This is a genomic window from Rhodococcus sp. ACT016, assembly GCF_050477185.1.
Taxonomy (GTDB): domain Bacteria; phylum Actinomycetota; class Actinomycetes; order Mycobacteriales; family Mycobacteriaceae; genus Prescottella.
Window position 1 is genome coordinate 1,469,554 of sequence record NZ_JBEAET010000001.1, and the last position, 24,460, is coordinate 1,494,013.

Consider the following 24,460-nt stretch of genomic DNA (forward strand, 5'->3'; position numbering starts at 1 on the left):
TCAGCTCAGCACGCTGACCGCGTCGATCAACTTCAGGAGGGTGCTGATGACGCTGATGACGGCGCTGGCGGTGGTGATGATGTCCATGAATGAGTCCTCGAGAAGTGATGCTGAATGTGGCCCGTCGCCACTGGCGGTAAAGCTAGCAGGCCTGTGCGCGCAGCGGTGAACTACCCAAAAGCGATTGGGTGTTTGTTAGATTGAGCGGTTCGACGGTGATCCGGGCGGGGAAACGCTCAGCCGCCGACGGCTGCGGCGCGGGCCGCAGCGACGAGGGCCCGACCGTCCTCGAATCGCAGGAAGCCGCCCGCCACCGCCCGATCCGCCGCGTCCGCGAAGCGGCTCAGGTACGCGCCCTGATCCGGGTACAGCGACGCCAGGGTGTCCGCGTCGAGCGGGATGGTGGCACCGTTGTGCGGAACGTGCGTGCTCTCCCCGGTCAGGGTGGCGACCGGAACATCGACCTGCGGCGTGCGCACGCCGCCGCGGGCATTGCCGAAATCGTCGCGGACGATGGCCGTTTCGGTGGTCTCGATCGGATCGGCCGACGGGGGAGCGGTGCCGTCCGCAATCCACGAGTTGAGCGAACGCAGGGCCGCGGCCACCACCGGGGCCTGCGGGCCGTCGTTGACGACCGGAATGGCGGTGCTCAGATCCCGGATGGTTCCGAACTGGGCCGTGTACTGCGGGTACAGGATTCGGAGGGCGTGGGCGTCGGAGTGCGCGGTCCCGGCGATCTCCCACGTCCGGATCCGGTCGGTGTCCGGCTGGCGGGCGGCGACGAACGAGCCCGGGCCGGGGCCGCCGCCGAGTTCGAAGAGTTCGGTCTCGGTGACCACCTGGAACGTCGGCGTGTCGAGATCGGTGCGGACCCGCGCCGGAGACACCACCTTCGGCCCGTCCGGTCCGTCGAGCTTGGGCAGCCCCGTGCCCGATCCGATCGGTGCGCCGAAGCCGGCCCTGCTGTGGATGAACAGTCCGTCGAACACGCGGGCCAGCGGATGGATCGCGTTGGCGTACGTCAGCATGCGCATCGCGGACTGGGACTGGCCCACTGCGAGCAGACGTTCCACGACGAGGCCCGCGAGCGGGTCCGCGCCCCGCGGTGCGCGGAGCGCGGCACCCGCCTGCGAGAAGATGTCGTACGAGTACGCGTCACCGGGGTGGTGCAGGGGTCCGTACCGCTGCGGATCCCACGCTTTGAGCCCTACCACGCTGGGGCCCAGCGGGCTGCCGCCGGTGCTGTTGACGCCCGCCGCCTGCGCGGAGACTCCCACCCAGGCGTATCCCTGCAGCAGTTCGGAGTGCATGTAGCCGAAGTCGACGTCGACGTCGACGTTCCCGCTGACGTTGAGCCACTCGACCACGACGGTGCCGTTGAATCTGCTGCGGTCCTGCGGCGCCCGCACCAGTAGGCGGGTCCGGTACGGGGCCTGCCCTGCCTCGGCGACCGACCAGCGGCCGTCCGAATCCCACTGCCCGTCCTCCCGGTACGCGGTGGCGGTGCCGCTCAGGAAGAACTCCTGCTCGGTGTAACCCGCCGCCGCGAGATCGAGGGAGGTGGCCGTTCCCGGAGAGCCGTGCACACCCTCCGGGAGCTGGTCTCGGTTGTCGAATAGTCTTGCGTGCAGGAACATTCGGATCGAGCCTCTCTGACAGGGGTCTGCGCCGTTGCAGTCCCCATACGAAGAAAACTAGCCCGAAATGTGGCGGTGGTCACAGTAGGGTCTCGCTAGGTGAGACTCTTTCTCGGTTCAGCCGCCCGCGTAGTCGCCGAAGCGCTCATCCACTTCCTCGGCCGTCAGCCCGTACTCCTCGAGCGTGTACTTGTGCGCCGGCTTGCGGCTGCCCGAACGGCTCTCCGCGTGCATGTCCTCCATCGCCCGGTGCGCCTGCTCGGTCATCGGAATCGAGAAGTGCGAATAGACCTTTTCGACGGTGCCGAGCGGGTCGCCCACGAAGTCGTTGTAGTCGACGTCGATGAACTGGGCCGGGTCGTACTTCGCCCGCGCCGCGGTGAAGTCCTCGAGACCGCGGGCCCACAGATCGAGCTGGCTGCGGCCGATCACCTCGCCGCGGAACTTGTTCGACCAGCCCTCGGTGGCCTGCTCGGCCAGGCTACACACCGACGGCACGATGGTCCGCGGCGGGCGATGGGTCTGGATCACCAGCGCGTCCGGGTACACGGTCATCAACTCGTCGAGCGCGAACAGGTGGCTCGGGTTCTTGAGCACCCAGCGCCGGTCCTGGTCGTGCAGGCCGATCAACTGCAGGTTCTTGCGGTGTCGCGCATACGCGTTGGTCCAGTCCTGGCCCTCGAGCCACGCCGAGTAGGTCGGCAGGTTCGCCAGGCACTCGTACGACACCGACTTGAAGGTCTGCCGCAGCAGCTGCCAGCACTCCTCGACCTCGCCCGCCGACATGAAGTGCACGCCCATGAACTCGGGATGGTCGATGTGATGCTGACTGAACTGCTGCTCGATCGCCTGGAACACCGGGTTGGACTCCCAGGTGTCCCGGGGTGGGCGCGGCTGCGGCATCTCGGTCAGCCACATCTCGAGGCCCTGGTGCGCCGGATCCACGGTGAGCAGGCGGTGCAGCGCGGTGGTGCCGGTGCGCGGCAGTCCGGTGACGAAGATGGGGCGTTCGATCGGCACGTCGGCGTGGCCGGGGAACTGCTTCCACGCGGCCTCGCTCAGCAGGCGGGCAACGAGCGCGCCGCGCAGGAAGACGCGGGAGATCTTGCTGCCGAACGGCGTCAGGTCCTCGTCCCGGGCATACGAGTCGAGCAGGACGCCGAGGGCCTCGGTGTAGTCGTCGTCGCCGAAGTCGTCGAGGCCGGTCATCCGGGTCGCGGACGCGTGCAGGTCCTCGATCGTGCCGACCGATGTGCGATCGGAACTACTGCGGTCAGTCATGGTGCTCCTCTGATTCGCGCTCTAGTGGTGGAACTCGCCGCAGTTGACGTCGAGGCACTGCCCGGTGATGGCGCTGGCCATCGGCGATGCCAGGAAGATCACCGCGTCGGCGACCTCCTCGGTGGTCGGCAGGCGCTTGAGGTCGCTGTTGGCGGCGGTGTGCTCGTAGATCTGGTCGACCGTGATGCCGAACTTCTCGGCCTGGTGCTCGAAGTACTTCTTCAGCGTGTCGCCCCAGATATATCCGGGGGCAACGGAGTTCACTCGGACGCCCTGCGGGCCCAGTTCGGTGGCGAGGGACTGCGACATCGCCAGCAACGCCGACTTGGCGAGCTTGTAGCTGCCGTACCGTTCCTGCGAATGCCGCAACACCATCGAGTTGACGTTGACGACTGCGCCCTTGGACTCCGCCAGGGTGGGGGTGAACAGCTGGGTCAGCCGCAGCGCGCCGAGGACGGTCAGCTCGATCGCGTCCCGGATGTGCTGGAAGTCGGTGCGCGCGAACGGCTTCATCGATGGCACCGTGAACGCGTTGTTGATCAGGCAGTCGACGCGCCCGTACGCGTCCGTAGTGGCGGCCAGCAGGTGGGCGGCCGAAGCGTCGTCGGTGATGTCGGTCGACACCGTCACCGCGCGGCGACCGAGGTCGGTGACCTCCTTGGCGACCTCGTCGAGACGGGCCTGGGTGCGGGCGGCCAGCACCAGATCGGCGCCGGCCGCGGCGCAGCGCAGCGCGAGAGTGCGGCCGAGTGCGGGACCCACACCCGAGATGACGATTACCTTGTCCTGCAACAGATTTGTCATGTCTACCCCAGCATCCGGTCGGCGACGGCGGCCTGGCGCTCCGCGATGCGGGCGGCGAAGTCCTCCGGCGTGATCTTGTTGTGTTCGTGGAACGGCAGTTTCGCGGCGATCTCGTCGAGCTTGACCACCTCGACGGTCGGCCCGTCCTCGGGCGTGAACTCGCGTGACGTGCGCTGCCACCGGAACTGCAGGTAGCCGCGCGGGTGGCCGAGCGCCTCGAGCCAGTTCGTCACGCCCGGGTTCCGCTCGCTGAGCACCATGCGGATCATCCCGTCCGGATCGACCTGCGCCTGCGCGTTGTTCAGCGACGTCTGGTGGTTGATGTAGTCGAGCGAGATGTACCAGAGGCTCCCGAGCTGGAAGCCCTGGTACGGCGCATCCGACTGCGGGACGGTGATGATCATCGCCTCGTCGTCCGCGAGTTCGTAGTGGCCCACCGACGAGTACTGCGTCGCCAGGCCGCCCGGCGTCAGGCGCGGCGCGGTGATCGTGTTGACCGGCAGGTTGTCGTAGAACCACTGCGGGAACTGTAGCCACGTCTTGACCCGGCTCACCAGCGCCTTGCCTGCGCGGGCGAAGCGCTTCTCGGTCTCCTCGCGCGTCAGCGGCGGAATGGGGACCCCGATCCGATCGGCGCGTTCGATCCGGATGGTGCCGCGCTTCTGGCTCCAGTCGCTGTAGACCTCGCGGACCACCAGTTGGGTCGAACCGGAGGCGAGCGTGAAGTGGTTCCGGCGTCCGTCCGCCGGTCCCGGCCCGAAGGTGGCGACGAACGTGCCGTCGTCCTCGATGTGCAGTTCGCGGTCGTCGAAGGCGATCTCGCTGCCAGGAACGTTCGCGTTCGTGTAGTTGCCGCTGAGAACCTGGAAGCTCAGATCGGCCGTAGTACCCCGGGTGCCGGTCACGATGTACTCGGCGTCGTCGTTGATGCGCGCGCCCCAGTACAGGGTGTCGGGGTTGTCGAGTCCCATCTTCGTGAACGGGCCCGTGCCCTGGATGAAGCTCGGATGCGTCTTCTCGGTGGCCCAGGCCGCGTGGACGGTCGCGAGGATGCCACCTGCGAGGTACTGCATTCCCTCGAGAAGGTCCTGCTCCGACCGGATGTGGGGGGCGCTCTCGACGAGCTTCTCGGCCTCGGCGATGGCCTCGGCCAACGGATCCGTCAGCACACCTTGCTCCTTCGATCCATTGGTACAAATATGTACCTAGCTGGTAGAACTTGTGATGACCAGACGATAGAACGTGTTTCAAGGAGTGGTCAATGGTTGCCGAAACTGTCGAGCCGAGCGGGCGTCGTTCCCCGCCGACCGAGCGGGTGGTGCAGGTGCTCGACTTCCTCGTCGCTCGCGAGGAGCAGCGGTTCGGGTTGTCGGAACTGGCGCGCGCGCTGTCCATCAGCAAGCCGACGTGCCTCGGGATCCTCTCCGAATTGGTCGCGGCCGGATACCTCACTCGCGATCCCGTCGCGAAGACCTACGGGCTCGGACCGGCGCTCATCGCGGCGGGACGCGCCGCGCAGCGAGGGTTCGCCGTCGGGCCGATCGCTCGCGCCCAGCTCGACGAGCTCGCCACCGAGTTCGGCGCCGTGTGCACGGCATCTGCGGTGGTCGGCGACCGGGTGATGATCCTCGAGACCGTCACCCCGGCCGGGATGACGCTCGGACGCACGGCCGCCCGGGCCGGGCAGGCATACCCGTTCGCGCCGCCTGTCGGACTGATGTACGTGATCTGGGACGGCGACGACGACCTGGAGGCGTGGCTGCGGCGCGAACCGGCGCTGCCGGTGGTGCTCGATCGCGATCTGCTGCGGCAGGTCGTCGACGACTGCCGGAGCGTCGGATACCTCGTCGAACGCCTGACACCCGTCGGACGCAAGCTCTTCTCGCTGATGGCCGGCGTCGCCGGGAGGGACCTGCCGACGGAACTGCGCGAGCTCATCGGCGAAATGGTCTCGAGCCTCGGTGAGCGCGTCTACCTCCACAGCGAGACCGAGGACGACGTCGAGTATCCGGTGAGTCTGATCGCGGCGCCCTGCTACGACGCCGACGGGCATCAGTCGCTGGTGCTCACGCTCGACGTGGGCGGGTCGATCAGCGGCGCGGAGATCGCCCGACGTGGCGAGGCGCTCGCCGCCGCCGCTGACGCGGTGACGGCCGAGGTCGGCGGGCGCCGCCCGGTTCGAACCCGTTGACCGTCGGGTGGAACGCGTTCTATTCTCGGCGCACAGGCACATTGTGAACCGACCCGGTTCAATATTGGACCGATGTTTCCGTCGAGGAGCTGCGCGTGACACCCCTGACATCCCCGCCGGCGTACGAGCTCTCGCACCTGCAGGCGCTCGAGGCCGAGGCGGTCCACATCTTCCGTGAGGTCGCCGCGACGTTCGAGCGCCCCGTCCTGCTGTTCTCGGGCGGCAAGGACTCGGTGGTGATGCTGCACGTCGCGGCCAAGGCGTTCTGGCCCGCGCCGCTGCCGTTCCCGGTGATGCACGTCGACACCGGCCACAACTTCGACGAGGTGATCGAATTCCGGGACCGGACCGTGGAGCGGCTCGGGCTGCGACTCGTCGTCGCGAGCGTCGAGGACGACATCGCGGCCGGACGCGTCGTCGACGAGACCGGCCCGCGCGCCAGCCGTAATCGCCTGCAGACGCATTCGCTGGTGCGCGGCATCCGGGAGAACCGGTTCGACGCGGTGTTCGGCGGCGCCCGCCGCGACGAGGAGAAGGCCCGCGCCAAGGAGCGGGTGTTCAGCTTCCGCGACGAGTTCGGCCAGTGGGATCCCAAGGCGCAGCGCCCCGAACTGTGGAACCTGTACAACGGTCGGCACCGCCGCGGTGAGCACATCCGGGTGTTCCCGCTGTCGAACTGGACCGAGCTCGACATCTGGCAGTACATCCTCGAGGAGGAAATCGCGCTGCCGTCGATCTACTACGCGCACCGCCGCCCGGTCGTGGAGCGCGATGGAATGCTGTTGGCGCACACCCGATTTCTCACGCTCTTGCCGGGGGAGGAGCCGCGCGAGGAACTCGTCCGGTTCCGCACCGTCGGCGATGCGACGTGCACGGGCTGTGTCGAGTCGTCGGCCGCCGACGCCGCGGAGGTCGTGACCGAGGTCGCCGCGAGCCGGGTCACCGAGCGCGGCGCGACCCGCGCCGACGACCGGATCTCGGAGGCGGGCATGGAAGATCGTAAGAAGGAGGGGTACTTCTGATGGTGCACACGCGAGAGCTCCTCCGCGTCGCGACCGCCGGCAGCGTCGACGACGGGAAGTCCACGCTCATCGGACGTCTTCTCTACGACTCGAAGTCGATCTTCGAGGACCAGCTCGAGGCGGTCGAGCGCAGCAGTCGCGAACGCGGCACCGAGTACACCGATCTGGCACTGCTCACCGACGGACTCCGGGCCGAGCGCGAGCAGGGCATCACGATCGACGTCGCGCACCGCTATTTCGCGACGCCGCAGCGCAAGTTCATCATCGCCGACACTCCCGGTCACGAGCAGTACACCCGCAACATGGTCACCGGCGCCTCGACCGCGGACCTGGCGCTGATCCTGGTCGATGCCCGAAAGGGTGTGCTCGAGCAGACCCGCCGGCACGCGTTCCTGTCGACGCTGCTCGGGATTCCGCACCTGGTGCTGTGCGTCAACAAGATGGATCTCGTCGACTGGTCGCAGGAGCGGTTCGAGGAGATCAAGGACGAGTTCGGACAGTTCGCCACCAAGCTCGACGTCCACGACCTCACGTTCATCCCGGTGTCGGCGCTCAAGGGCGACAACATCGTCACCCGCACCGAGAACATGCCGTGGTACGAGGGCTCGTCGCTGCTGCATCACCTCGAGGACGTGCACATCGCCTCCGATCGCAACCTCATCGACGCGCGCCTGCCCGTCCAGTACGTGATCCGCCCGCAGCGGCAGACGGACGCAGACCTGCACGACTTCCGCGGGTACGCGGGCACCGTCGCGAGCGGGGTGTTCAAGCCAGGTGACGAGGTGGTCGCGCTCCCGTCGGGATTTACGTCGACGATCTCCGCGATATGGGGGCCGGGCGGCGAGGAGATCAAGGAGGCGTTCGCGCCGTCCGCGGTGTGCGTGCAGCTGGCCGACGACCTGGACGTCAGCCGCGGCGACACCCTGTGTCGACCGAACAACCGGCCGCTCGTTGGTCAGGAGCTCGACGCGATGATCTGCTGGTTCACCGAGCAGTCGTCGCTGAGTCCCGATGCGCGGTACACGGTCCTGCACACCACCCGGTCCACCAAGGCGCAGGTGGTGCGGCTCGACTACCGGCTCGACGTCAACACCCTCCACCGGGACGAGACCGCACAGTCGTTGACGCTCAACGAGATCGGACGCGTCCAGCTGCGTACGCAACAGCCGCTGCTGTTCGACCCGTACAGGCGCAACCGCGTCACCGGCAGCTTCATCCTCGTCGACGACACAACCGGCAACACCGTCGCCGCGGGCATGATCACCGGGCCCACCCTCAAGGAATCGAAGGTGGTGTGGCATGCAGCCGCGGTGACCCGGGACGAGCGCGCGACGCGGGGCGCCACGGTGTGGCTCACCGGGCTGTCCGCGTCCGGGAAGTCCACGGTCGCGGTCGAACTCGAACGACGCCTGGTGGCGGCCGGGGTGCCGGCCTACCGGCTCGACGGCGACAACCTCCGGCACGGCCTCAACGCCGACCTCGGTTTCAGCGCGGAGGACCGCGCCGAGAACGTCCGGCGGGTCGGCGCCGTCGCGCAGTTGGTCGCCGACGCCGGCCTGGTGGCGGTCGCGTCGCTCATCAGCCCGTACCACGCCGACCGGGACCGGGTACGCCGACAGCACGAGGAGGCCGGGCTCCGGTTCGTCGAGGTGTTCGTCGACACCCCGATCGAGCAGTGCGAGGCCCGCGACCCCAAGGGCATGTATGCGAAGGCGCGCGCGGGAGAGATCACCGGGTTCACCGGCGTCGACGACCCGTACGAGGCCCCCGAGAACGCCGAACTGGTGCTGCGGCCCGAGGACGGCGACCCCGTCGCGCAGGCCGCCCGAATCATGGAGTATCTGAACCTGTGACGACCGACGCCGACCTCGCCGCCGACCTCGCCGCCCGCGCGGGCGACCTCCTGCTGAACCTGCGCGCCCGCGAACTGGGGGAGACCCCGCTGGACAAGACGGCCGCGGAGGAACTGGGCCGACGGGGCGACAAGGCGGCCAACAGCCTTCTACTCGAAGGGCTGGCCGCCGCCCGTCCCGGCGACGCCGTGCTGTCCGAGGAATCCGCCGACGACCCCGCCCGCCTCGACAATCCGCGCGTGTGGATCATCGACCCCCTCGACGGCTCCCGCGAGTACGGCCTGGCCGGACGCACCGACTGGGCCGTGCACGTCGCACTGTGGGAACGCGGCAAGGGGATCACCGCCGCCGCGGTCGCGCAGCCGGCGCTCGGCGAGGTCTACGTCAGCGGCGCGACGCGGGCGGCGTCGTCGGGCAGGCACCGGCCCCGAATTCTGGTGAGCGACAGCCGTCCTCCGCAGTTCGTCGACACGCTCGCGCAGCGGGTCGGCGGCGACGTCGCGCCGATGGGGTCGGCCGGAGCGAAGGCCATGGCGGTGCTCCGCGGCGACGCCGACGCCTACGTGCACGCCGGTGGGCAGTGGGAGTGGGACTCGGCCGCGCCGGTCGGAGTCGCGCTCGCCGCCGGCCTGCACTGCTCCCGCATCGACGGCGCCCCACTCGAGTACAACGAATCGCACCCCTACCTGCCGGACCTGTTGATCTGCCGGCGCGACCTCGCGGTGCCGTTGCTCGCGGGTATCGCCGAACTGGCCGCGGCGTCGTCGCAGGACAGCCCGCGTGTCGCGATGGCCCGCGAGTACATCGACTCGCTCGTCACACACGACGCGAGCAAGGTGCGTCTCGCCCGGCACTGCCACCGCTACGAGAACGGTCAGCGCACAGGCGATTCCGGCGACGAGATCCGGTCGATGCTCGAAACGGGCGGCCAGTACCGGCCGATCAGCGCCGTTCGCGACCTCGAGTTCCGCGAGTGGGGCACCGACGTCGTGGCCCGGTTCCTGCTCGACATGAATGCCGGGCGCGACACCCTGACCGTCGCGATCACCGAACACTTCTCGATCCCCAGTGCGGAGATCGACGCGATCACGGCGATCATCGAGCCGGGGCGCTAGTGTCGCCGCCTATCGGTAGGCTGCGTCTCCGTGGCATTCGGTGACGACGAACGGGCAGCACTGTTGGCGCTGAAGGGTGTCGGACCCACCGTGGTGCTTCGACTCGAAGAGATGGGCCACGACAGCTTCGCCGCGCTGCGGTCGGTCCACGCCGACGACATTCTCGACGCCGGCGCCGCAGTCACCGGGTCGACCTGTTGGCGTAACAGCCCGCAGGCCCGGGCGGCGATCGACGCCGTCCTCGAGCGGGCGTGCCGGGAGGAGTCGGAGCCCGGGACCTACTAGGCGGCCCGGGACCGCCGCGATCACGCCGATGCGGCCTCCGCAGCGAGCGCGGCGCCGAGCGCGTCGAGCAGGAGCTTGGTGCCCGCCTCGCGGGATCCCGCGTCGTCGAAGTCGTCGAGGAAGGCGCCCTGCTCGGTCATCACCAGGCGGGTGCCGTCGCCCGCCGGGAAGAGCTCGATCGTGGCCAACGACACCGAAATCCGCGCGTCGTCCATGTGCATGTCGTAGGAGTACACGATTCGCTCGTTCGGAACGATGTCCTGGTAGATCGACGAGAACGAGTGCACGGGGCCGCCTTTCGGGCCACCGCTGACGGTCTCGCGTCCACCGACCCGGAAGTCCATCGTGCCCTCGTCCGACACCCAGTCGTCGGGGTGGCTGAACCAGCGTGCCTTCGCGTCGCGATCGGCGAACGCGTGGAACACGCGGGCAGGGCTTGCGTCGTAGACGCGCTCGACGACGAATGTGGAATGGGTGACGGATCGGGTGCTCATGGCGACTCCTTGGCTTGTGCTGCTTCGTCGGTCTCGGCGAGGTACTCGCCGAGTCGGTCGAGGCGGCGCTCGGTACTTGTGCGCCGCTGGGCAATCCACTGCCCGGCACCGTCGAGGGCGTCGGGCACCAGGTGGCACGTTCGGGTGCGGCCGATCTTCTCGGACCGCACCAGTCCGCTGGCCTCGAGCACCTGGAGGTGCTGCACGACGGCGGGCAGTGACATGTCGAGCGGGGCCGCGAGCTCGCTGACCGAGGCGGGGCCGCGGCTGAGCCGCTCGACCATCCCGCGCCGACTCGGATCCGACAGTGCGTGGAACACCTGGTCGAGTGGCGCGGAATACTTAAGCACGTCCTTAAGTATCGCTGCGTGGGCGCCGAAGTCAAGACCGAATCGACGAAAACCGCGGTCGAACCGTCAGAAGTGCAGCGCCATCGGGCCCGGATTCCACAGCCCCGAACGCCGTTCGGTGACGGTCGTGACGTCGGCCGGGGCGGCCGAGTCGTCGCGGGGCTCGAACTGTTCGATCTCGCCCCAGTCACGGCGCCAGTCGTGGTTCAGGTACGACGGGATAGTGCGGGCCGTGAGCAGTTGATCCGTCCAGCCCAGCGGTCCGCCGCCGAAGTGGTCCTGCCACAGATTCGTCGAGACCGCACCACCGCGGTCCGGCAGGATTCGGTACTGCGGCACCTCCGCGACACCCTCGTGATGGGTGAACGGCTGCTGGCACGGGAACTGGAGCCCCACCGCCCAATCCGCGAGCACCGGGGTGTTCGAGCCGACGACGTCGTTCAGCGTCCGGGTCTGCGGCACGCGCGGGGGAGTGACCGCCAGCCACTGGTCCGGGTCGCGGTCCTCGTCGGATGCGACGAGTCGGACCGTGTCGGCGTCGATGGGCAACTGGTCGAGCGGGACCCGCAGATTCCGCCACGACGGCGCCGGCCCGATGTCGAGCGGGGCGGCGCGTCCGAGCACCGTCACCGATCCGTCGGGATGCCGGGTGCCGTACTCGACGTCGAGGTGCTGCCCCGGGGTGACGATGCCGTCCGGATCGACCGTGCGGATGCGGCCTGCGACGGCGATCGAGACGATGTCCCCGCGGGTGCCGTCGTCGCCGATGGCGGGCAGCCCGTACCACCCGCTGACCAGCTTGGCCGGCAGCTGTTCGCCACGGCTGTAACTGCCCAGCACCGGGGTGGTCGCCGGGTCGAGGCCGTACGGCAACGCCACGGTGCTGCCGTTGACGCCGATCGTGCCCTCTCCGCCGCCGGTACCGGCCGAGGCATCGGTCGAGGTGGGCTTGGTGTCGGAATCGACGAGATTGGCCGCGCCGGATGCGGCCGTGCCCTCGTCGGCGCTCAAATCGGACGCGACGCCGTTCGGGGTGAAGCCCGTCGATTGTTCTCCGGCGAGCGCATGCGCTGCGTCGCCCGAAATCGGCTGCAGCATGGACGCATTGGGATCCATCTCGAGCAGGACGTCGTTCGCCAGTCCGCAGTTCTGGCCGCGCAGTGCATCGAAGTTCGAGCGTGCCAGCGAGTACGCCGGGTACTGCGTGACCGCACCCTTCGCGAGCGAGAGCACCTCGAACAGCACCATGGCGGCGACCGCGATCGTCAGCGGCGGCAGGGCCCAGACCCGGCGAGTGGGTGAACCCGGTCGGGGAACACCGGAGTCGCGGAGGTGGCACCACAGGGCGATCGCCAGCATCAGGATCGTCCCGACGAGCAGAATCTTGGCCGCGCTGACACCGCTGATCGACGGTGGCTTGTCCCACCATGGCACGCCGTAATACGACACGTACCACCAGCCGTTGGGTCCGTTGAAGGTGATGGCCAGGACGAACAGGACCGCTGCAGCGAACAGTGCGCGGTTGCGGGGTGAACGGAGCACCGCGGTGCCGACGGCCACTGATGCGACCACCGCGAGCGCGCCCGCCAGGCCGGCGTAGATGCCGAGGTGGTGCGTCCACTTGGTGGGGGTGAACATCATCAGGGCCATCGCACCGAGGGTGATACCGATGATGCGCCGAGACGGGCCCGCCGCCGTTCCGGGGATACGTCCACCCTTGCGCAGCATCGTGAGGACGCCGACGCCGATCGCCAGGAACATCGCGAAGATGCCGAAGCGTCGGGCGAGCGAGCCGTCCGGTGCGATGTTCAGCAGCCACTGGTACCGGAGGAACTCGGTGGTCCAGTGCTCGTTCGGTCCGGCGGCGACGTGGGCGTCCTGCATCACCGGCACCGCCGCGATGGTCTGGTCGGCGAAGATCGCGACCAGGATCGCCGTGCCGGACGCGACGAGCGGCAACAACAGCGCGGCGTATCCGGCGGTCTTCGCGCGAGCGATGACGATCCGGAGCAGCGGTCGCAGCCCGGCGATCAACGCTGCGAAGCAGATGACTCCGGACGGGCCGACAGAGAGCGTCGCGGCCGCGACGAGGATCGCGACCGCGGCAGGCAACAGACGTCGGGTCGCGATGGCGCGCTCGATGGAGCACCACGTGAGCAGTACACCGGCCGCGACGATCGGCTCCGGCCGCAGGCCGTTGTTGTACGGCAGCCACACCGCGAGGAAGGCCAGGGCCCCGGTCCACAGCGCGATCCTGCTCGTGCGTGCCGCGACACCGAGTCTCGGCACCACCTCGCGGCTGAGCACCATCCATGTGACGAAGCCTGCGATCAGTGCGGGTAGACGCACCCAGATGCTCGCGCTCCAGATGTCGTCGAGCAGGCCGAAGATGTAGTAGTACGGCGTGCCGAACGGGGTCTCGGGTACCCCGAAGTAGCGGAAGTAGTTCGACATGTATCCGGACGACTGTGCCGAGCGGGCCATCGTGTACTGGTAGCCGTCGTCGGCGGTGGTCGCACCGATGAAGTGCCACAGCACGAGTGTGCCCAGCACCACGACGTCGGCGAACCCGAAGCGCCACCAGCGGGCGGGCAGGAACCGGCGGGCCCGGCGGCCGTCCGAGCAGTCGAGGCGGTGCAGCGCAACCAGACTCACGAGCGTCGCGAGGATCGTCACGATCATGGCGACGACCTTGATCGGAGTCGGCGACGACGAGAAGCGCGAGTCGATCTCGGCGTTCACCTGCAGGCCGGACGGGGCCGGACCGTCGAGATCGCTGAAGACACCCACCATCTGGGGCCGGAAGTCACCGTCGAGGGTCTTGGACGGAATCGCGTCGGCTGCCGGAGATCCGGTGACCGACATGACCGTGCGGGTGGCGTCCGACGAGATCGTGACCGCGCAGTCGGGGCCGGTGAGGTCCGTCAGCGGCGCGGAGAGCAGCGCCGTGTCGCGCAGGATCACCTCGAAGCGCGCGGGCGCATCCCCGGACGCCGCCACCGTCTTCGCGATCAACCCGTAGCGCTCTGCGCCCGGCGCACCCGCCGGCATCGTGGCGGCGACGAATCCGCCCTTTTCGAGACGTTGCGCCGCCGCGCAGGGGATCCGGGCGTCGAACGTCAGCGGCGCGTACGACACCAGTGGCGCCTCGACGCTGGTCGTCACGCCGTTCTGCGGCCACGACAGCGAAGCCTGCTGCTGATCGACCGGGAGCAGCGGAATGGCCACCGCCGACAGCACGCCGATCGCGGCGGCAACGATCGCGATCAGACGCGCACGTCGAACCCCCGACCGCGGCGTTCCCCCTCGTCCAGGTTGCTTCGACTGTTCCTTTGCGGCTGCGTGCTCCGCCCCCACCATGCTCTCGACCACGAGAAGGGATGGTAACGGTAATCACATCTGTCGCGGGCGTACTCACCGTGCCGCCGCGAAATCCGGCAATTCGCCGGGTAGAACGGACGGATGAAGGTGTACACGGGAACCGACGCCGCCATCGATCCGACGGCGGTCGCCGAGTTCGCCCGACGCGCCGAGGCAGCCGGCTACGACGGCCTGCACGTCTCGGAGACCGTCCACGACCCGTTCCTGTTGGCGCTCCTCGCCCTGCGGGCCACCGAGCGGATCGTCGTCCGGACGTCGGTGGCGCTGGCGTTCGTGCGCAGTCCGCTGCTGACCGCGTACACGGCGTGGGACCTGTCGAAGCTGTCGGGCGGGCGGTTCCACGTCGGGCTCGGCAGTCAGATCCGGCAGAACATCGAGGAGCGGTACGCGATGGAGTGGTCCGCGCCCGCACCCCGCATGCGCGAGTACGTCGGCGTGGTGCGTGCCGCCTTCGACACCTTCCGCACCGGCGAACTCGTTGCGTACGAGGGGGATCACTATCGGTTCACCCGGATGCAGCCGTACTTCAACCCCGGACCGGACGCCGACACCACCGTGCCGCCGATCTACCTCGGCGGCGTCGGCAGGCGGATGTGCCACGTCGCGGGTGAGGTGGCCGACGGGATGGTCACCCATCCCACCAACTCCGATCCGCGGTATCTCGCCGACGAGTGCCTGCCGGCGGTGGCTGCGGGCGCATCCTCGGTGGGGCGGTCGCTGGACGACTTCGAGATCGTCGCGGGACTGCAGGTCATCACGGGAGCGACCGACCAAGATGTGGCCGACGAGCGGGAACGACGACGTCGGCTGTTCGCTTTCCTGTACTCGACCCCGGCGTACCGAGGCGCCCTCGAGCGCCACGGATTCCCGGACCTGCAGGAGCAGTTGGCCGCTCTGGTGCGGCGGGACGAGTGGGAGCGCCTGCGCGCGGTCGTCACCGACGACGTTCTCGGTGAGATCGTGCCCACCGCCCGCTACGACGAACTGGCCGAGGTGATTCGGCGACGACTCGACGGCGTGGCGGCCGGCAGCTGCGCGGGCGTCACCCTCGCGTTGCCGGAAAATCCCGAACACGACGGACTGATGTCCGACGTGGTCGCCGAGCTGCGGGCGGGATAGCCGAGCAGGGGAGGAGGGCAGGGTGAATCGTCTCGCTTGGGTGGTGGGGGTCGCGGCCGCGCTCCTCGGGGGTGCGCTCGCCGGTCGAGTCCTGTGGTCGCCGTTGCCGGACGACTACGTCAGTGTCGAGAGCGCGCTGCCTGCGGTCCTCTCCGCATACGGGGCAGGGGTCGCTGCGGCGGCGGTCGTGGCTGTGCTGGTCACGGTGGCGCTGACCCGACGCCGTTCGGTGGCCCTGGCCACGACGGCGGCGTTGGTGGGACTGCTGCTGCTCGCGCTGCCCGAGATGGTGCGGTATCCGGGCGAGCCGGTGGTGCTGCTGTACTCGAATGCCCTTGCCGCAGGGCTGGTCCTGGGCGGGGCGTCACCGCTCGCGGCCCGGAGCGCGGCCACCCAGGGAGCTCTGGCGACGGGTACGATCGGCGCCTTCCTGCTGTCGGACGCCGTCGGGGACCTGCGCCGGTTCGGTGCGGAGGACGCCGGCTGGACCGCCTACAGGCCGCTGGGCGCGGTGGAATCGGAAGGCGTGGTCGGCCTGTGGCCCGCCGTCGTGGCTGCCGTGCTCGTGGTCCTGACCGCGCTGCTCGACCGTCGGCCGCCGTGGTCCGTGCGCATCGACACCCGGTGGCTCGCAGTCGCTCTCGCGCTGCCGGTCGGGGCCTTCGTCGCCAACTGGATCCTCATCCAATCCGGCGCCCGGCCGGAATGGTGGTACCCGTACGTGGGGCTGGTCGTGGCGCTCGTCGCCTGGATCGCGTGGCGCCTGCCCGGGTCCGACGGGCGGGTCGTGTTCGCGGGAACGGCGATACTCGCAGCGGCTACCGGCGGCGTGCCCGCGTCGGGCGCGGACTGGTGGTCCGTGGCGGTTCCCGGTGCGCTGATCGTGGCCGGCGTGGTGGCGGGCCTCCGGTGGCCGGTTCCGGTCGTCGGGTTCGTGGTTCTCGCCGGGACGGCCGCTGCCGCTCTGGTAGGCCCCGACCAGTGGGACCTGCCGGCAATCGCGTATCTACTCGTGCTGCCGACGGCCGCCGGCTACACCGTCGGATCCTGCCTGCCCGCGTCGGCTCCCGCGACGAGCGTGGGCCTCTCGCTCCCGTTCGCCGTCGCGATCCCGGGTGCCGCGGCCGCGGCCTGGACGATCAGTGAGCGGTATCTGGACGCTGAATCGGCCTTCGCGCGGCAGGCTTCGGTCTCGCTGCCCGCGGCCGTCGTCTCGATCGCCGTGATCGTCGTGTGCGGGGTGGGTGCATGGGGACTCGATCTACGGTCCGGGTCGGACTGAACGCGAACCAGGCCGGAAAAGGCCGAAGGCCCCACTCTCGAACGAGAGTGGGGCCTTTCCGGTGCCCCCGGCAGGATTCGAACCTGCGGCCTTTCGCTCCGGAGGCGAACGCTCTATCCCCTGAGCTACGGGGGCTCACCGGAATTCTCCGGTGTGCCAGTGGGCGGAGTTAGCGTAGCGCATTGTCGGCGATCATCCACATCGCCTGGTAGATGGGCGTTTCTCGCGCGCCGAGGCGAGGGTGAACGGGGTCGGGCGGCGCTCCCGGTGGGGAGCGCCGCCCGACCCCGAGCCGTATTCGCGGGGTCAGTTCATCGGCAGCGGTGCGGCGTTCCGCTCCGTGAGCATGCCCGTCATGAGAGTCGACTCACCCTGCTGCGTCTCGACCATCGTCCGCGCCAGGTTGCGCACCGCGGGAATGTCCGCGTACTGCTCGCCGTACTCCATCATCGGCAGCCCGCCCTGATGGTGCCGCAGCATCAACTGGAGGAACATCACGTCGAGATCGCGTCCCGACGCCTGCCCCAGCGCCGCCATCTCCTCCGGTGTCGCCATTCCCGGCATCTTGCTCGTGTCGTGCGCCGCAGGTGCCGCGGTTCCGGCCGCCATGTGACCCGCATGGCCACTGTGACCGTCGCCCTCGGTCATCCACGTCATGTACCCGCCGGTCGGCAGCGGTGCACGATCCCACAACGCCAGCCAGCCCTGCATCTGGCCCACCTGGTTCTGCTGCGACGTGAGGATGTCGTACGCGAGGTTCTTCACGGCCGGATCGCCCGACTTCGTGAGCGCGAGCGTGGCCATGTCGATGGCCTGGTTGTGGTGCACCGTCATGTCCTGCGAGAACCCGACATCGACCGAATCTGCACTGGGAGTGGAGGATTCGCGATCGGTGATCGGTAGCCGTGCGAAGAACCCGAGCGCGAAACCGAGGGCCAGGACTCCGATGAGTCCGACGACCGCGAGCGCTGTGCGCTGGCTCCGCTTGCTCGGAACGACCTCACTGGAGGACTGTGTCTCGATCTGCGTCATGGTCGTTCGTCAGCCGTTTCCGCCGGGCTGCGGTGCGTCGGCCGGGAGCTGCGTGTCCGTCGGCAGACCGGCCGCGCCGGCCGGGAGCTGCATGTCCGTCGGCAGACCGGCCGCGCCGCCCACCTCGCTGTTGTCCGGCGTGATGCCGCCACCGTCCATCGGCACGGCATCGGGGCCCGGGGCGCTCGGATCGAACGGCGGCGGGTTCTTCGGATCGAACGAGTCGGGGATCGTCGAGCAGCTTGCACCGACCTCCGGGTACGCGTAGCGGTTCAGACGCAGCGCGGTGATGAACTGGTCGATCCGCTTGTCGTCGGCGCTGTCGAGCTTGAGCTGGTGGCCCCACGACTGCAGCGAGATCGGGGTGTCGAGGCCCGGGTACGGCGACATCAGCATGTAGCCGGAGTTGTCCTCCACCCGGTTGGCCAGCTGCTGACGCTGGTCGTCGTCGATCTTGTCGGGGTTGTAGGTGATCCAGATCGCGCCGTGCTCGAGCGAGTGGACGGCGTTCTCGCTGCGGATCGCGTTGGCGTAGACGGTGCTGGTGCACGTGGCCCAGATCGCGTCGTGCGGTCCGCCGAAGGGTGGCGACTGGTCGTACGCGACGCGCTGCGTCGGCTGGATGTGCATGCCCGCGGGGTAGTCGACCTTGACCACGCCGTCGATCCCGGTCGACGGATCCTGGTTGGACGTCGACGGCGCGTACTTGTCGGCCTCTTCCTTCGCCTGGTACTTCGGGACCAGGTTGACGGCGAGGACGGCGATCAGGGCGACAAGCGCCACGACGGCGCCGATGGTCAGCCAGGGCAGCTGCCGCGGCGCGCCACCGCCGCGCTTCGCCGCGGGCACACCGCCCTTCTTCTTCGCTGCCTTGATGGCCTTGGCTGACTTGGCCCCCGTGTTCTTGCTGCCGGGACCGCGATTTTCCGAACCGCTTGGCATCGGTGAGTGCTCTTTCGGTGATTGGACAAGGGCGTCCCCGAGGGGTAATGAGTCTCGTGGGCCCAACCACTGTACGTTCCCACCCTGAGGGAAACCTGGGAGAGGGCGATCCTGGTAATCGGCACTGGTTATCCGGCCCGGAGCTTCACGCAATAAGATGGACTCCTGTGACTCCAGCCGACCTTGCCGAACTGCTCCGAGGAACCGCCGCGAAGGTGCTCGCCGAGCACGGACTCGACGTTTCCGTACTGCCCGCGACGCTCACGGTCGAGCGTCCCCGCAACCCCGAGCACGGTGACTACGCCACCAACGTGGCGATGCAGGTCGCCAAGAAGGCCGGCGCCAATCCGCGCGATCTCGCCACCTGGCTGGCCCAGGCCCTGACCGCGGCCGACGGCATCGATTCGGCCGAGGTCGCGGGGCCGGGCTTCCTCAACATTCGCCTTGCCGCCGACGCGCAGGGCGCGATCGTCGCAAAGGCGCTCGCAGACGGCGCGGCCTACGGTTCGGGGGACTCGCTCGCAGGTAAGCGCATCAATCTCGAGTTCGTGTCGGCGAACCCCACCGGTCCCATCCATCTCGGTGGCACCCGCTGGGCGGCGGTCGGCGACGCCCTGGGGCGGATCCTGACCACGCAGGGCGGGGACGTGACCCGCGAGTACTACTTCAACGACCACGGCGCGCAGATCGACCGCTTCACGCGTTCGCTCATCGCGGCGGCCAAGGGTGAGCCCGCCCCCGAGGACGGCTACGCCGGCGCCTACATCGTCGACATCGCCGCCGAGGTGCAGAAGCAGGCGCCCGGTGCGCTCGATCTGCCCGAGGCCGAGCAGCACGAGACCTTCCGGTCCATCGGCGTCGAGCTGATGTTCGCGCACATCAAGCGCACCCTGCACGAGTTCGGTGTCGACTTCGACGTCTACTTCCACGAGAACTCGCTGTTCGAGTCGGGCGCGGTGGAGAAGGCCGTCGAGACCCTCAAGGGCTCGGGCAACCTGTACCACGAGGACGGCGCGTGGTGGCTCAAGAGCACCGACTACGGTGACGACAAGGATCGTGTCGTCATCAAGTCCGACGGCAACGCCGCGTACATCGCCGGCGACATCGCCTACTTCCAGGACAAGCGCGCCCGCGGCTTCGACCTGTGCATCTACATGCTCGGCGCGGACCACCACGGCTACATCGGCCGCCTCAAGGCCGCCGCAGCGGCGTTCGGTGACGACCCGGACACGGTCGAGGTCATGATCGGTCAGATGGTCAATCTGGTGCGCAGTGGCGTCGCGGTGAAGATGAGCAAGCGCGCCGGCACCGTCATCACCCTCGACGACCTCGTCGAGTCGATCGGCGTCGACGCCGCCCGCTACTCGCTGGTGCGTTCGTCGGTGGACCAGAGCATCGACATCGATCTCGAGCTGTGGGCGAGCACCACCAACGAGAACCCGGTGTACTACGTCCAGTACGCCCACGCGCGGCTGTGCTCGATCGCGCGCAACGCGGCCGACCTGGGGCTCAGCTCGCAGAACCCGAACCTGGGCCTGCTCACGCACGACCGCGAGGGCGATCTGATCCGCACCATCGGCGAGTACCCGCGCGTCGTCGCGAAGGCCGCCGAGCTGCGTGAGCCGCACCGCATCGCGCGCTACCTCGAGGAACTCGCCGGTACCTACCACCGCTTCTACGACGCCTGCCGCATCCTGCCGCAGGGTGACGAGGAGGCCACCGACCTGCACACCGCGCGCCTGGCGCTGTGCGACGCGTCGCGTCAGGTCCTGGCGAACGGTCTCGAGCTCCTCGGCGTCAGCGCCCCGGAGCGGATGTGAACGCGCACCCCGCCGGTCCCCGGCACGCCGAGATCCAGCACGCCCCGGGACTGCCCCCGCGCCCGGCATCGTCGTCCGAGATGACGACGCTGCCCGCGCAGGTGTGGCCGCGCGGAGCGAAGCGCGGCGACGACGGCGTCGTCCGCCTCGCCGGCGTTTCGGTCACCGAGCTGGCCGAGAAGTACGGGACCCCGCTGTTCGTCGTCGACGAGGACGACTTCCGCTCCCGCTGTCGCGAGATGGCCGCCGCGTTCGGTGGCGCCGAGCGCGTGCACTACGCGTCCAAGGCGTTCCTGTCCGCGGAGATCGCCCGGTGGGTGCGCGACGAGGGCCTGTCGATGGACGTCGCGTCCGGCGGTGAGCTGGCAATCGCGCTGCACGCCGGCTTCCCTGCCGAGCGAATCACGATGCACGGCAACAACAAGTCCGTCGCGGAGCTCGAGACCGCGGTCGCGGCCGGCGTCGGGCACATCGTGCTCGACTCGATGGTCGAGATCGACCGGCTCGACGAGGTCGCGGCCCGCCACGGTGTCGTGCAGGACGTGCTCATCCGCATCACCGTCGGCGTCGAGGCCCACACCCACGAGTTCATCGCGACCGCGCACGAGGACCAGAAGTTCGGCTTCTCCCTCTCCGGCGGCAAGGCGATGGACGCCGTCGCCCGGGTCTTCGGGAGCGACAACCTGCGGCTGGTGGGCCTGCACAGCCACATCGGATCGCAGATCTTCGAGGTCGACGGCTTCGAACTGGCCGCGCACCGCGTCATCGGCCTGATGCGCGAGATCGTGGACCGCTTCGGCGCCGACAAGACGGCTCAGCTCTCGATCGTCGACCTCGGCGGCGGTCTCGGCATCTCGTACCTGTCGAGTGACAATCCGCCCCCGGTCGACGAACTCGCGGCCAAGCTCGCGCACATCGTGGCCAGCGAGTCCGAGGCAGCCGGCCTGCCGGTCCCGACGCTCATGGTCGAGCCCGGCCGCGCCATCGCGGGCCCTGGCACCGTCACGCTGTACGAGGTCGGCACCATCAAGGACGTCACGCTCGACGCCGGTGCGACCCGCCGCTACATCAGCGTCGACGGCGGAATGAGCGACAACATCCGCACGTCGCTGTACCAGGCGGAATACGATGCCCGTCTGGTCTCGCGCGACAGCGAGGGCGAACCGGTGGTCGCTCGGGTCGTCGGCAAGCACTGTGAGAGCGGTGACATCGTCATCCGCGACGCGTGGATGCCCGACGATCTCGGTCCCGGAGATCTGCTCGCCGTCGCCGCGACCGGCGCATACTGCTATTCGATGTCGAGCCGGTACAACCTGCTCACGCGACCCGCCGTGGTGGCGGTGCGGGACGGTGCTTCGCGCCTAATCTTGCGTAGGGAAACTGTGGAAGATCTGCTCAGCTTGGAGGTTACGGAGTGACCAGCGAATCGGCGCAGCGCGCCATCGGGGTGGCTGTTCTCGGCCTCGGGACCGTGGGCAGCGAGGTGGCCCGGATCATCCGGGAGCACTCGTCGGACCTCGAGGCCCGAGTCGGTGCACGCCTGGAACTGCGCGGTGTGGCGGTCCGCCGCATCGAAGGCGATCGTGGCGTGCCGCAGGAACTGCTGACGACCGACGCCGAGGCGTTGGTGACACGCGACGACGTCGACGTCGTCGTCGAGGTGATCGGCGGCATCGAGTTGCCGCGCAAGTTGGTGCTCGCCGCGCTCAACGCGGGCAAGTCGGTCGTCACCGCGAACAAGGCGCTGCTCGCCGAGTACACCGGTGAACTGGCCGAGGCCGCCGAGCGCGAGAGCGTCGACCTGTACTTCGAGGCGGCGGTGGCCGGCGCGATCCCCGTGATCCGCCCGCTGACGCAGTCGCTCGCCGGCGACCGGGTCGACCGCGTGCTCGGCATCGTGAACGGCACCACCAACTTCATCCTGTCTGCCATGGACGAGACCGGCGCCGACTACGCCGAGACGCTCGCCGAGGCCGGGCGTCTGGGATACGCCGAGGCCGACCCCACGGCCGACGTCGAGGGCTTCGACGCCGCGTCCAAGGCCGCGATCCTCGCGTCGATCGCCTTCCACACCCGCGTCACCGCCGGCGACGTCTACCGCGAGGGCATCTCGAAGATCACCTCCGCGGACCTCGACGCCGCCAAGTCGCTCGACTGCACCATCAAGCTGCTGTCGATCTGCGAGCGGATCGTCGACGGAGACGGCAGCGAGCGTGTCTCGGCGCGCGTGTACCCGGCCCTCGTCCCGCGTGAGCACCCGCTGGCCGGTGTCAACGGCGCGTACAACGCCGTCGTCGTCGAGTCGGCCAACGCCGGTCGGCTGATGTTCTACGGCCAGGGCGCCGGCGGTGCCCCCACCGCGTCCGCGGTCATGGGCGACGTCGTGATGGCCGCGCGTAACAAGGTGCACGGCGGACGTGGTCCGCGCGAGTCCAAGTACGCGGACCTCGCGATTGCGCCGATGGGGGACATCCCGACCCGCTACTACGTCAACATGCAGGTGGCCGACCGCGCCGGCGTGCTCTCGGCGGTCTCCGCCGAGTTCGCCAAGCGTGGCGTCAGCATCTCCACGGTCCGCCAGGAAGGCGCCGGCGACGGTGCGCGCCTCGTGGTCGTCACCCACCTCGCGAACGATGCGGCGCTGGCGGAAACGGTTGCCGCTCTTGCCGAACTCGAATCTGTAACCGCTGTGACCAGCGTGCTCCGACTGGAAGGTACCTCCGAATGACCGGCGCCAACTCCAAGGCCGAAACCAAGACGACCCCCGTCCACACCCCGTGGCCGGGACTGATCGAGGCCTACCGCGACCGGCTTGCGATCGGACCGAACTGGAAGACCGTCACGCTGCGTGAGGGCGGCACGCCGCTGCTGCCGGCCGCGCACCTGTCGGAGCTGACCGGGTGCGACGTCTACCTGAAGGTGGAGGGCCTCAACCCGACCGGCTCGTTCAAGGACCGTGGCATGACCATGGCCGTCACCGACGCCCTGGCCCGCGGCCAGCAGGCGGTGCTGTGCGCCTCCACCGGCAACACGTCGGCCTCCGCCGCCGCGTACGCCGCAAAGGCCGGCATGGGCTGCGCGGTGCTGGTCCCGCAGGGCAAGATCGCGATGGGCAAGCTCGCCCAAGCCGTCATGCACGGTGCGCGAATCATCCAGGTGCAGGGCAACTTCGACGACTGCCTCGAGCTGGCGCGCAAGACCACCGCCGAGTTCCCGACGATCGGTCTGGTCAACTCGGTGAACCCGGTCCGCATCGAGGGCCAGAAGACCGCCGCGTTCGAGATCTGCGACGCCCTCGGCAAGGCCCCCGACGTGCACGCGCTGCCCGTCGGCAACGCCGGCAACATCACCGCCTACTGGCGCGGCTACTCCGAGTACTTCGCCGACGGCATCACCTCGGTGCGCCCGCGGATGCTCGGTGTCCAGGCCGCCGGCGCGGCGCCCCTGGTGCACGGTGCCCCGGTCAAGGATCCGGAGACCATCGCAACCGCGATCCGCATCGGCGCGCCCGCGTCGTGGGACGGCGCCGTGGCCGCCAAGGAGGAATCGAACGGCGCGTTCCGTGCGGCGACCGACGAGGAGATCCTCGAGGCGTACCGCCTGATCGCCGCGACCGAAGGCGTCTTCGTCGAGCCGGCGTCCGCCGCAAGCGTCGCGGGCCTGCTCGCCGCCCGCAAGGAAGGCTGGCTGGACTCCGGGCTCACCGTCGTGTGCACCGTCACCGGCAACGGCCTCAAGGACCCGGACACCGCCCTCGCGGGTATGCCTGCGGTGCAGCCGATTCCGGTCGATCCCGTCGCCGTGGCGTCGGCACTCGAGCTGGCATAGTGACCGCGGCTCCGGACACGGCAG

General features: G+C 69.0%; 21 protein-coding genes and 1 tRNA gene. 12 read left to right on the plus strand and 10 right to left on the minus strand.

Annotated features, from left to right (window positions below; genetic code table 11):
* Nucleotides 1-46: 46 nt before the first annotated feature.
* Nucleotides 47-169 (plus strand): hypothetical protein, encoded by a 123-nt coding sequence (locus ACQ5DX_RS06780; RefSeq protein ID WP_430331905.1) that lies wholly within the window; start codon nucleotides 47-49, stop codon nucleotides 167-169.
* 67 nt (nucleotides 170-236) lie between these two features.
* Here the strand turns inward: ACQ5DX_RS06780 and ACQ5DX_RS06785 are convergent, their stop codons facing one another.
* The 4 genes from ACQ5DX_RS06785 to ACQ5DX_RS06800 form a co-directional block, all read right to left on the minus strand.
* Nucleotides 237-1,637 carry an alpha/beta hydrolase domain-containing protein gene (locus ACQ5DX_RS06785; protein WP_430331906.1) on the minus strand — a complete coding sequence of 467 codons (1,401 nt, stop codon included), beginning with the start codon at nucleotides 1,635-1,637 and terminating at the stop codon, nucleotides 237-239.
* Nucleotides 1,638-1,754: 117 nt separating this feature from the next.
* Entirely contained in the window at nucleotides 1,755-2,918 is a 1,164-nt protein-coding gene (locus ACQ5DX_RS06790; RefSeq protein ID WP_430331907.1) for a sulfotransferase family protein, read from the minus strand.
* Nucleotides 2,919-2,939: 21 nt separating this feature from the next.
* A complete protein-coding gene (locus ACQ5DX_RS06795; protein ID WP_430331908.1) occupies nucleotides 2,940-3,722 on the minus strand; it encodes an SDR family oxidoreductase in 783 nt (260 codons plus the stop codon).
* 2 nt (nucleotides 3,723-3,724) lie between these two features.
* Complete coding sequence (locus ACQ5DX_RS06800; RefSeq protein WP_430331909.1) at nucleotides 3,725-4,891, minus strand: hypothetical protein; 1,167 nt, start codon at nucleotides 4,889-4,891, stop codon at nucleotides 3,725-3,727.
* Between the two features lie 92 nt (nucleotides 4,892-4,983).
* On the opposite strand from ACQ5DX_RS06800, the gene ACQ5DX_RS06805 reads away from it, so the two are divergent.
* The 5 genes from ACQ5DX_RS06805 (at nucleotide 4,984) to ACQ5DX_RS06825 (ending at nucleotide 10,188) form a co-directional block, all read left to right on the plus strand.
* Nucleotides 4,984-5,913 carry an IclR family transcriptional regulator gene (locus ACQ5DX_RS06805; RefSeq protein ID WP_430331910.1) on the plus strand — a complete coding sequence of 310 codons (930 nt, stop codon included), beginning with the start codon at nucleotides 4,984-4,986 and terminating at the stop codon, nucleotides 5,911-5,913.
* Nucleotides 5,914-6,017: 104 nt separating this feature from the next.
* On the plus strand, nucleotides 6,018-6,935 hold the full coding sequence (cysD, locus tag ACQ5DX_RS06810; protein WP_430335565.1) for a sulfate adenylyltransferase subunit CysD: 918 nt from the start codon (nucleotides 6,018-6,020) through the stop codon (nucleotides 6,933-6,935).
* Nucleotides 6,935-8,788 carry an adenylyl-sulfate kinase gene (cysC, locus tag ACQ5DX_RS06815; protein WP_430331911.1) on the plus strand — a complete coding sequence of 618 codons (1,854 nt, stop codon included), beginning with the start codon at nucleotides 6,935-6,937 and terminating at the stop codon, nucleotides 8,786-8,788. Before cysD ends, cysC begins: the two co-directional genes overlap by 1 nt.
* Nucleotides 8,785-9,903: a 3'(2'),5'-bisphosphate nucleotidase CysQ gene (locus tag ACQ5DX_RS06820; RefSeq protein WP_430331912.1), complete on the plus strand. Its 1,119-nt coding sequence runs from the start codon at nucleotides 8,785-8,787 to the stop codon at nucleotides 9,901-9,903. The genes cysC and ACQ5DX_RS06820 overlap by 4 nt, the downstream gene beginning before the upstream one ends.
* Nucleotides 9,904-9,933: 30 nt before the next feature.
* The gene (locus ACQ5DX_RS06825; RefSeq protein ID WP_430331913.1) at nucleotides 9,934-10,188 is read left to right on the plus strand and encodes a helix-hairpin-helix domain-containing protein; all 255 of its coding nucleotides are present in this window, start codon (nucleotides 9,934-9,936) and stop codon (nucleotides 10,186-10,188) included.
* Nucleotides 10,189-10,208: 20 nt separating this feature from the next.
* Here the strand turns inward: ACQ5DX_RS06825 and ACQ5DX_RS06830 are convergent, their stop codons facing one another.
* The 3 genes from ACQ5DX_RS06830 to ACQ5DX_RS06840 form a co-directional block, all read right to left on the minus strand.
* Nucleotides 10,209-10,682 (minus strand): SRPBCC family protein, encoded by a 474-nt coding sequence (locus ACQ5DX_RS06830; protein WP_430331914.1) that lies wholly within the window; start codon nucleotides 10,680-10,682, stop codon nucleotides 10,209-10,211.
* Nucleotides 10,679-11,032, minus strand: a complete 354-nt coding sequence (locus ACQ5DX_RS06835) for an ArsR/SmtB family transcription factor (protein ID WP_430331915.1) — start codon at nucleotides 11,030-11,032, stop codon at nucleotides 10,679-10,681. Before ACQ5DX_RS06835 ends, ACQ5DX_RS06830 begins: the two co-directional genes overlap by 4 nt.
* 66 nt (nucleotides 11,033-11,098) lie before the next feature.
* Nucleotides 11,099-14,392 (minus strand): arabinosyltransferase domain-containing protein, encoded by a 3,294-nt coding sequence (locus ACQ5DX_RS06840; RefSeq protein ID WP_430335566.1) that lies wholly within the window; start codon nucleotides 14,390-14,392, stop codon nucleotides 11,099-11,101.
* A gap of 102 nt (nucleotides 14,393-14,494) precedes the next feature.
* On the opposite strand from ACQ5DX_RS06840, the gene ACQ5DX_RS06845 reads away from it, so the two are divergent.
* Together ACQ5DX_RS06845 and ACQ5DX_RS06850 are read left to right on the plus strand one after the other, a co-directional pair.
* Nucleotides 14,495-15,532, plus strand: coding sequence for a TIGR03617 family F420-dependent LLM class oxidoreductase (locus ACQ5DX_RS06845; RefSeq protein ID WP_430331916.1), 1,038 nt, complete (start codon nucleotides 14,495-14,497; stop codon nucleotides 15,530-15,532).
* A 22-nt stretch (nucleotides 15,533-15,554) separates the two neighbouring features.
* Entirely contained in the window at nucleotides 15,555-16,814 is a 1,260-nt protein-coding gene (locus ACQ5DX_RS06850) for a hypothetical protein (protein WP_430331917.1), read from the plus strand.
* Nucleotides 16,815-16,876: 62 nt separating this feature from the next.
* Here the strand turns inward: ACQ5DX_RS06850 and ACQ5DX_RS06855 are convergent.
* From ACQ5DX_RS06855 to ACQ5DX_RS06865, 3 genes are all read right to left on the minus strand, one after another.
* Nucleotides 16,877-16,949 (minus strand) — tRNA-Arg (locus ACQ5DX_RS06855).
* A 171-nt stretch (nucleotides 16,950-17,120) separates the two neighbouring features.
* Nucleotides 17,121-17,846 (minus strand): DUF305 domain-containing protein, encoded by a 726-nt coding sequence (locus tag ACQ5DX_RS06860; RefSeq protein WP_430331918.1) that lies wholly within the window; start codon nucleotides 17,844-17,846, stop codon nucleotides 17,121-17,123.
* A gap of 9 nt (nucleotides 17,847-17,855) precedes the next feature.
* A complete protein-coding gene (locus ACQ5DX_RS06865) occupies nucleotides 17,856-18,788 on the minus strand; it encodes a DUF3105 domain-containing protein (RefSeq protein WP_430331919.1) in 933 nt (310 codons plus the stop codon).
* A 167-nt stretch (nucleotides 18,789-18,955) separates the two neighbouring features.
* Between ACQ5DX_RS06865 and argS the strand changes: the two genes are divergently transcribed.
* From argS to thrC, 4 genes are read left to right on the plus strand one after another with little or no spacing between them, the layout of a single operon-like run.
* Nucleotides 18,956-20,608: an arginine--tRNA ligase gene (gene argS, locus ACQ5DX_RS06870; RefSeq protein WP_430331920.1), complete on the plus strand. Its 1,653-nt coding sequence runs from the start codon at nucleotides 18,956-18,958 to the stop codon at nucleotides 20,606-20,608.
* Nucleotides 20,605-22,026, plus strand: coding sequence for a diaminopimelate decarboxylase (lysA, locus tag ACQ5DX_RS06875; protein WP_430331921.1), 1,422 nt, complete (start codon nucleotides 20,605-20,607; stop codon nucleotides 22,024-22,026). The genes argS and lysA overlap by 4 nt, the downstream gene beginning before the upstream one ends.
* A complete protein-coding gene (locus tag ACQ5DX_RS06880) occupies nucleotides 22,023-23,336 on the plus strand; it encodes a homoserine dehydrogenase (protein ID WP_430331922.1) in 1,314 nt (437 codons plus the stop codon). The genes lysA and ACQ5DX_RS06880 overlap by 4 nt, the downstream gene beginning before the upstream one ends.
* On the plus strand, nucleotides 23,333-24,436 hold the full coding sequence (gene thrC, locus ACQ5DX_RS06885; RefSeq protein ID WP_430331923.1) for a threonine synthase: 1,104 nt from the start codon (nucleotides 23,333-23,335) through the stop codon (nucleotides 24,434-24,436). Before ACQ5DX_RS06880 ends, thrC begins: the two co-directional genes overlap by 4 nt.
* Nucleotides 24,437-24,460 lie beyond the last annotated feature (24 nt).

Coding starts and splice junctions, on each gene's coding strand:
- ACQ5DX_RS06780 (WP_430331905.1), top strand. CDS start 47: ATGACGCTGATGACGGCGCTGGCGGTGGTGATGATGTCCATGAATGAG.
- ACQ5DX_RS06785 (WP_430331906.1), bottom strand. CDS start 1,637: ATGTTCCTGCACGCAAGACTATTCGACAACCGAGACCAGCTCCCGGAG.
- ACQ5DX_RS06790 (WP_430331907.1), bottom strand. CDS start 2,918: ATGACTGACCGCAGTAGTTCCGATCGCACATCGGTCGGCACGATCGAG.
- ACQ5DX_RS06795 (WP_430331908.1), bottom strand. CDS start 3,722: ATGACAAATCTGTTGCAGGACAAGGTAATCGTCATCTCGGGTGTGGGT.
- ACQ5DX_RS06805 (WP_430331910.1), top strand. CDS start 4,984: ATGGTTGCCGAAACTGTCGAGCCGAGCGGGCGTCGTTCCCCGCCGACC.
- cysC (WP_430331911.1), top strand. CDS start 6,935: ATGGTGCACACGCGAGAGCTCCTCCGCGTCGCGACCGCCGGCAGCGTC.
- ACQ5DX_RS06830 (WP_430331914.1), bottom strand. CDS start 10,682: ATGAGCACCCGATCCGTCACCCATTCCACATTCGTCGTCGAGCGCGTC.
- ACQ5DX_RS06840 (WP_430335566.1), bottom strand. CDS start 14,392: ATGGTGGGGGCGGAGCACGCAGCCGCAAAGGAACAGTCGAAGCAACCT.
- ACQ5DX_RS06845 (WP_430331916.1), top strand. CDS start 14,495: ATGAAGGTGTACACGGGAACCGACGCCGCCATCGATCCGACGGCGGTC.
- ACQ5DX_RS06860 (WP_430331918.1), bottom strand. CDS start 17,846: ATGACGCAGATCGAGACACAGTCCTCCAGTGAGGTCGTTCCGAGCAAG.
- ACQ5DX_RS06865 (WP_430331919.1), bottom strand. CDS start 18,788: ATGCCAAGCGGTTCGGAAAATCGCGGTCCCGGCAGCAAGAACACGGGG.
- thrC (WP_430331923.1), top strand. CDS start 23,333: ATGACCGGCGCCAACTCCAAGGCCGAAACCAAGACGACCCCCGTCCAC.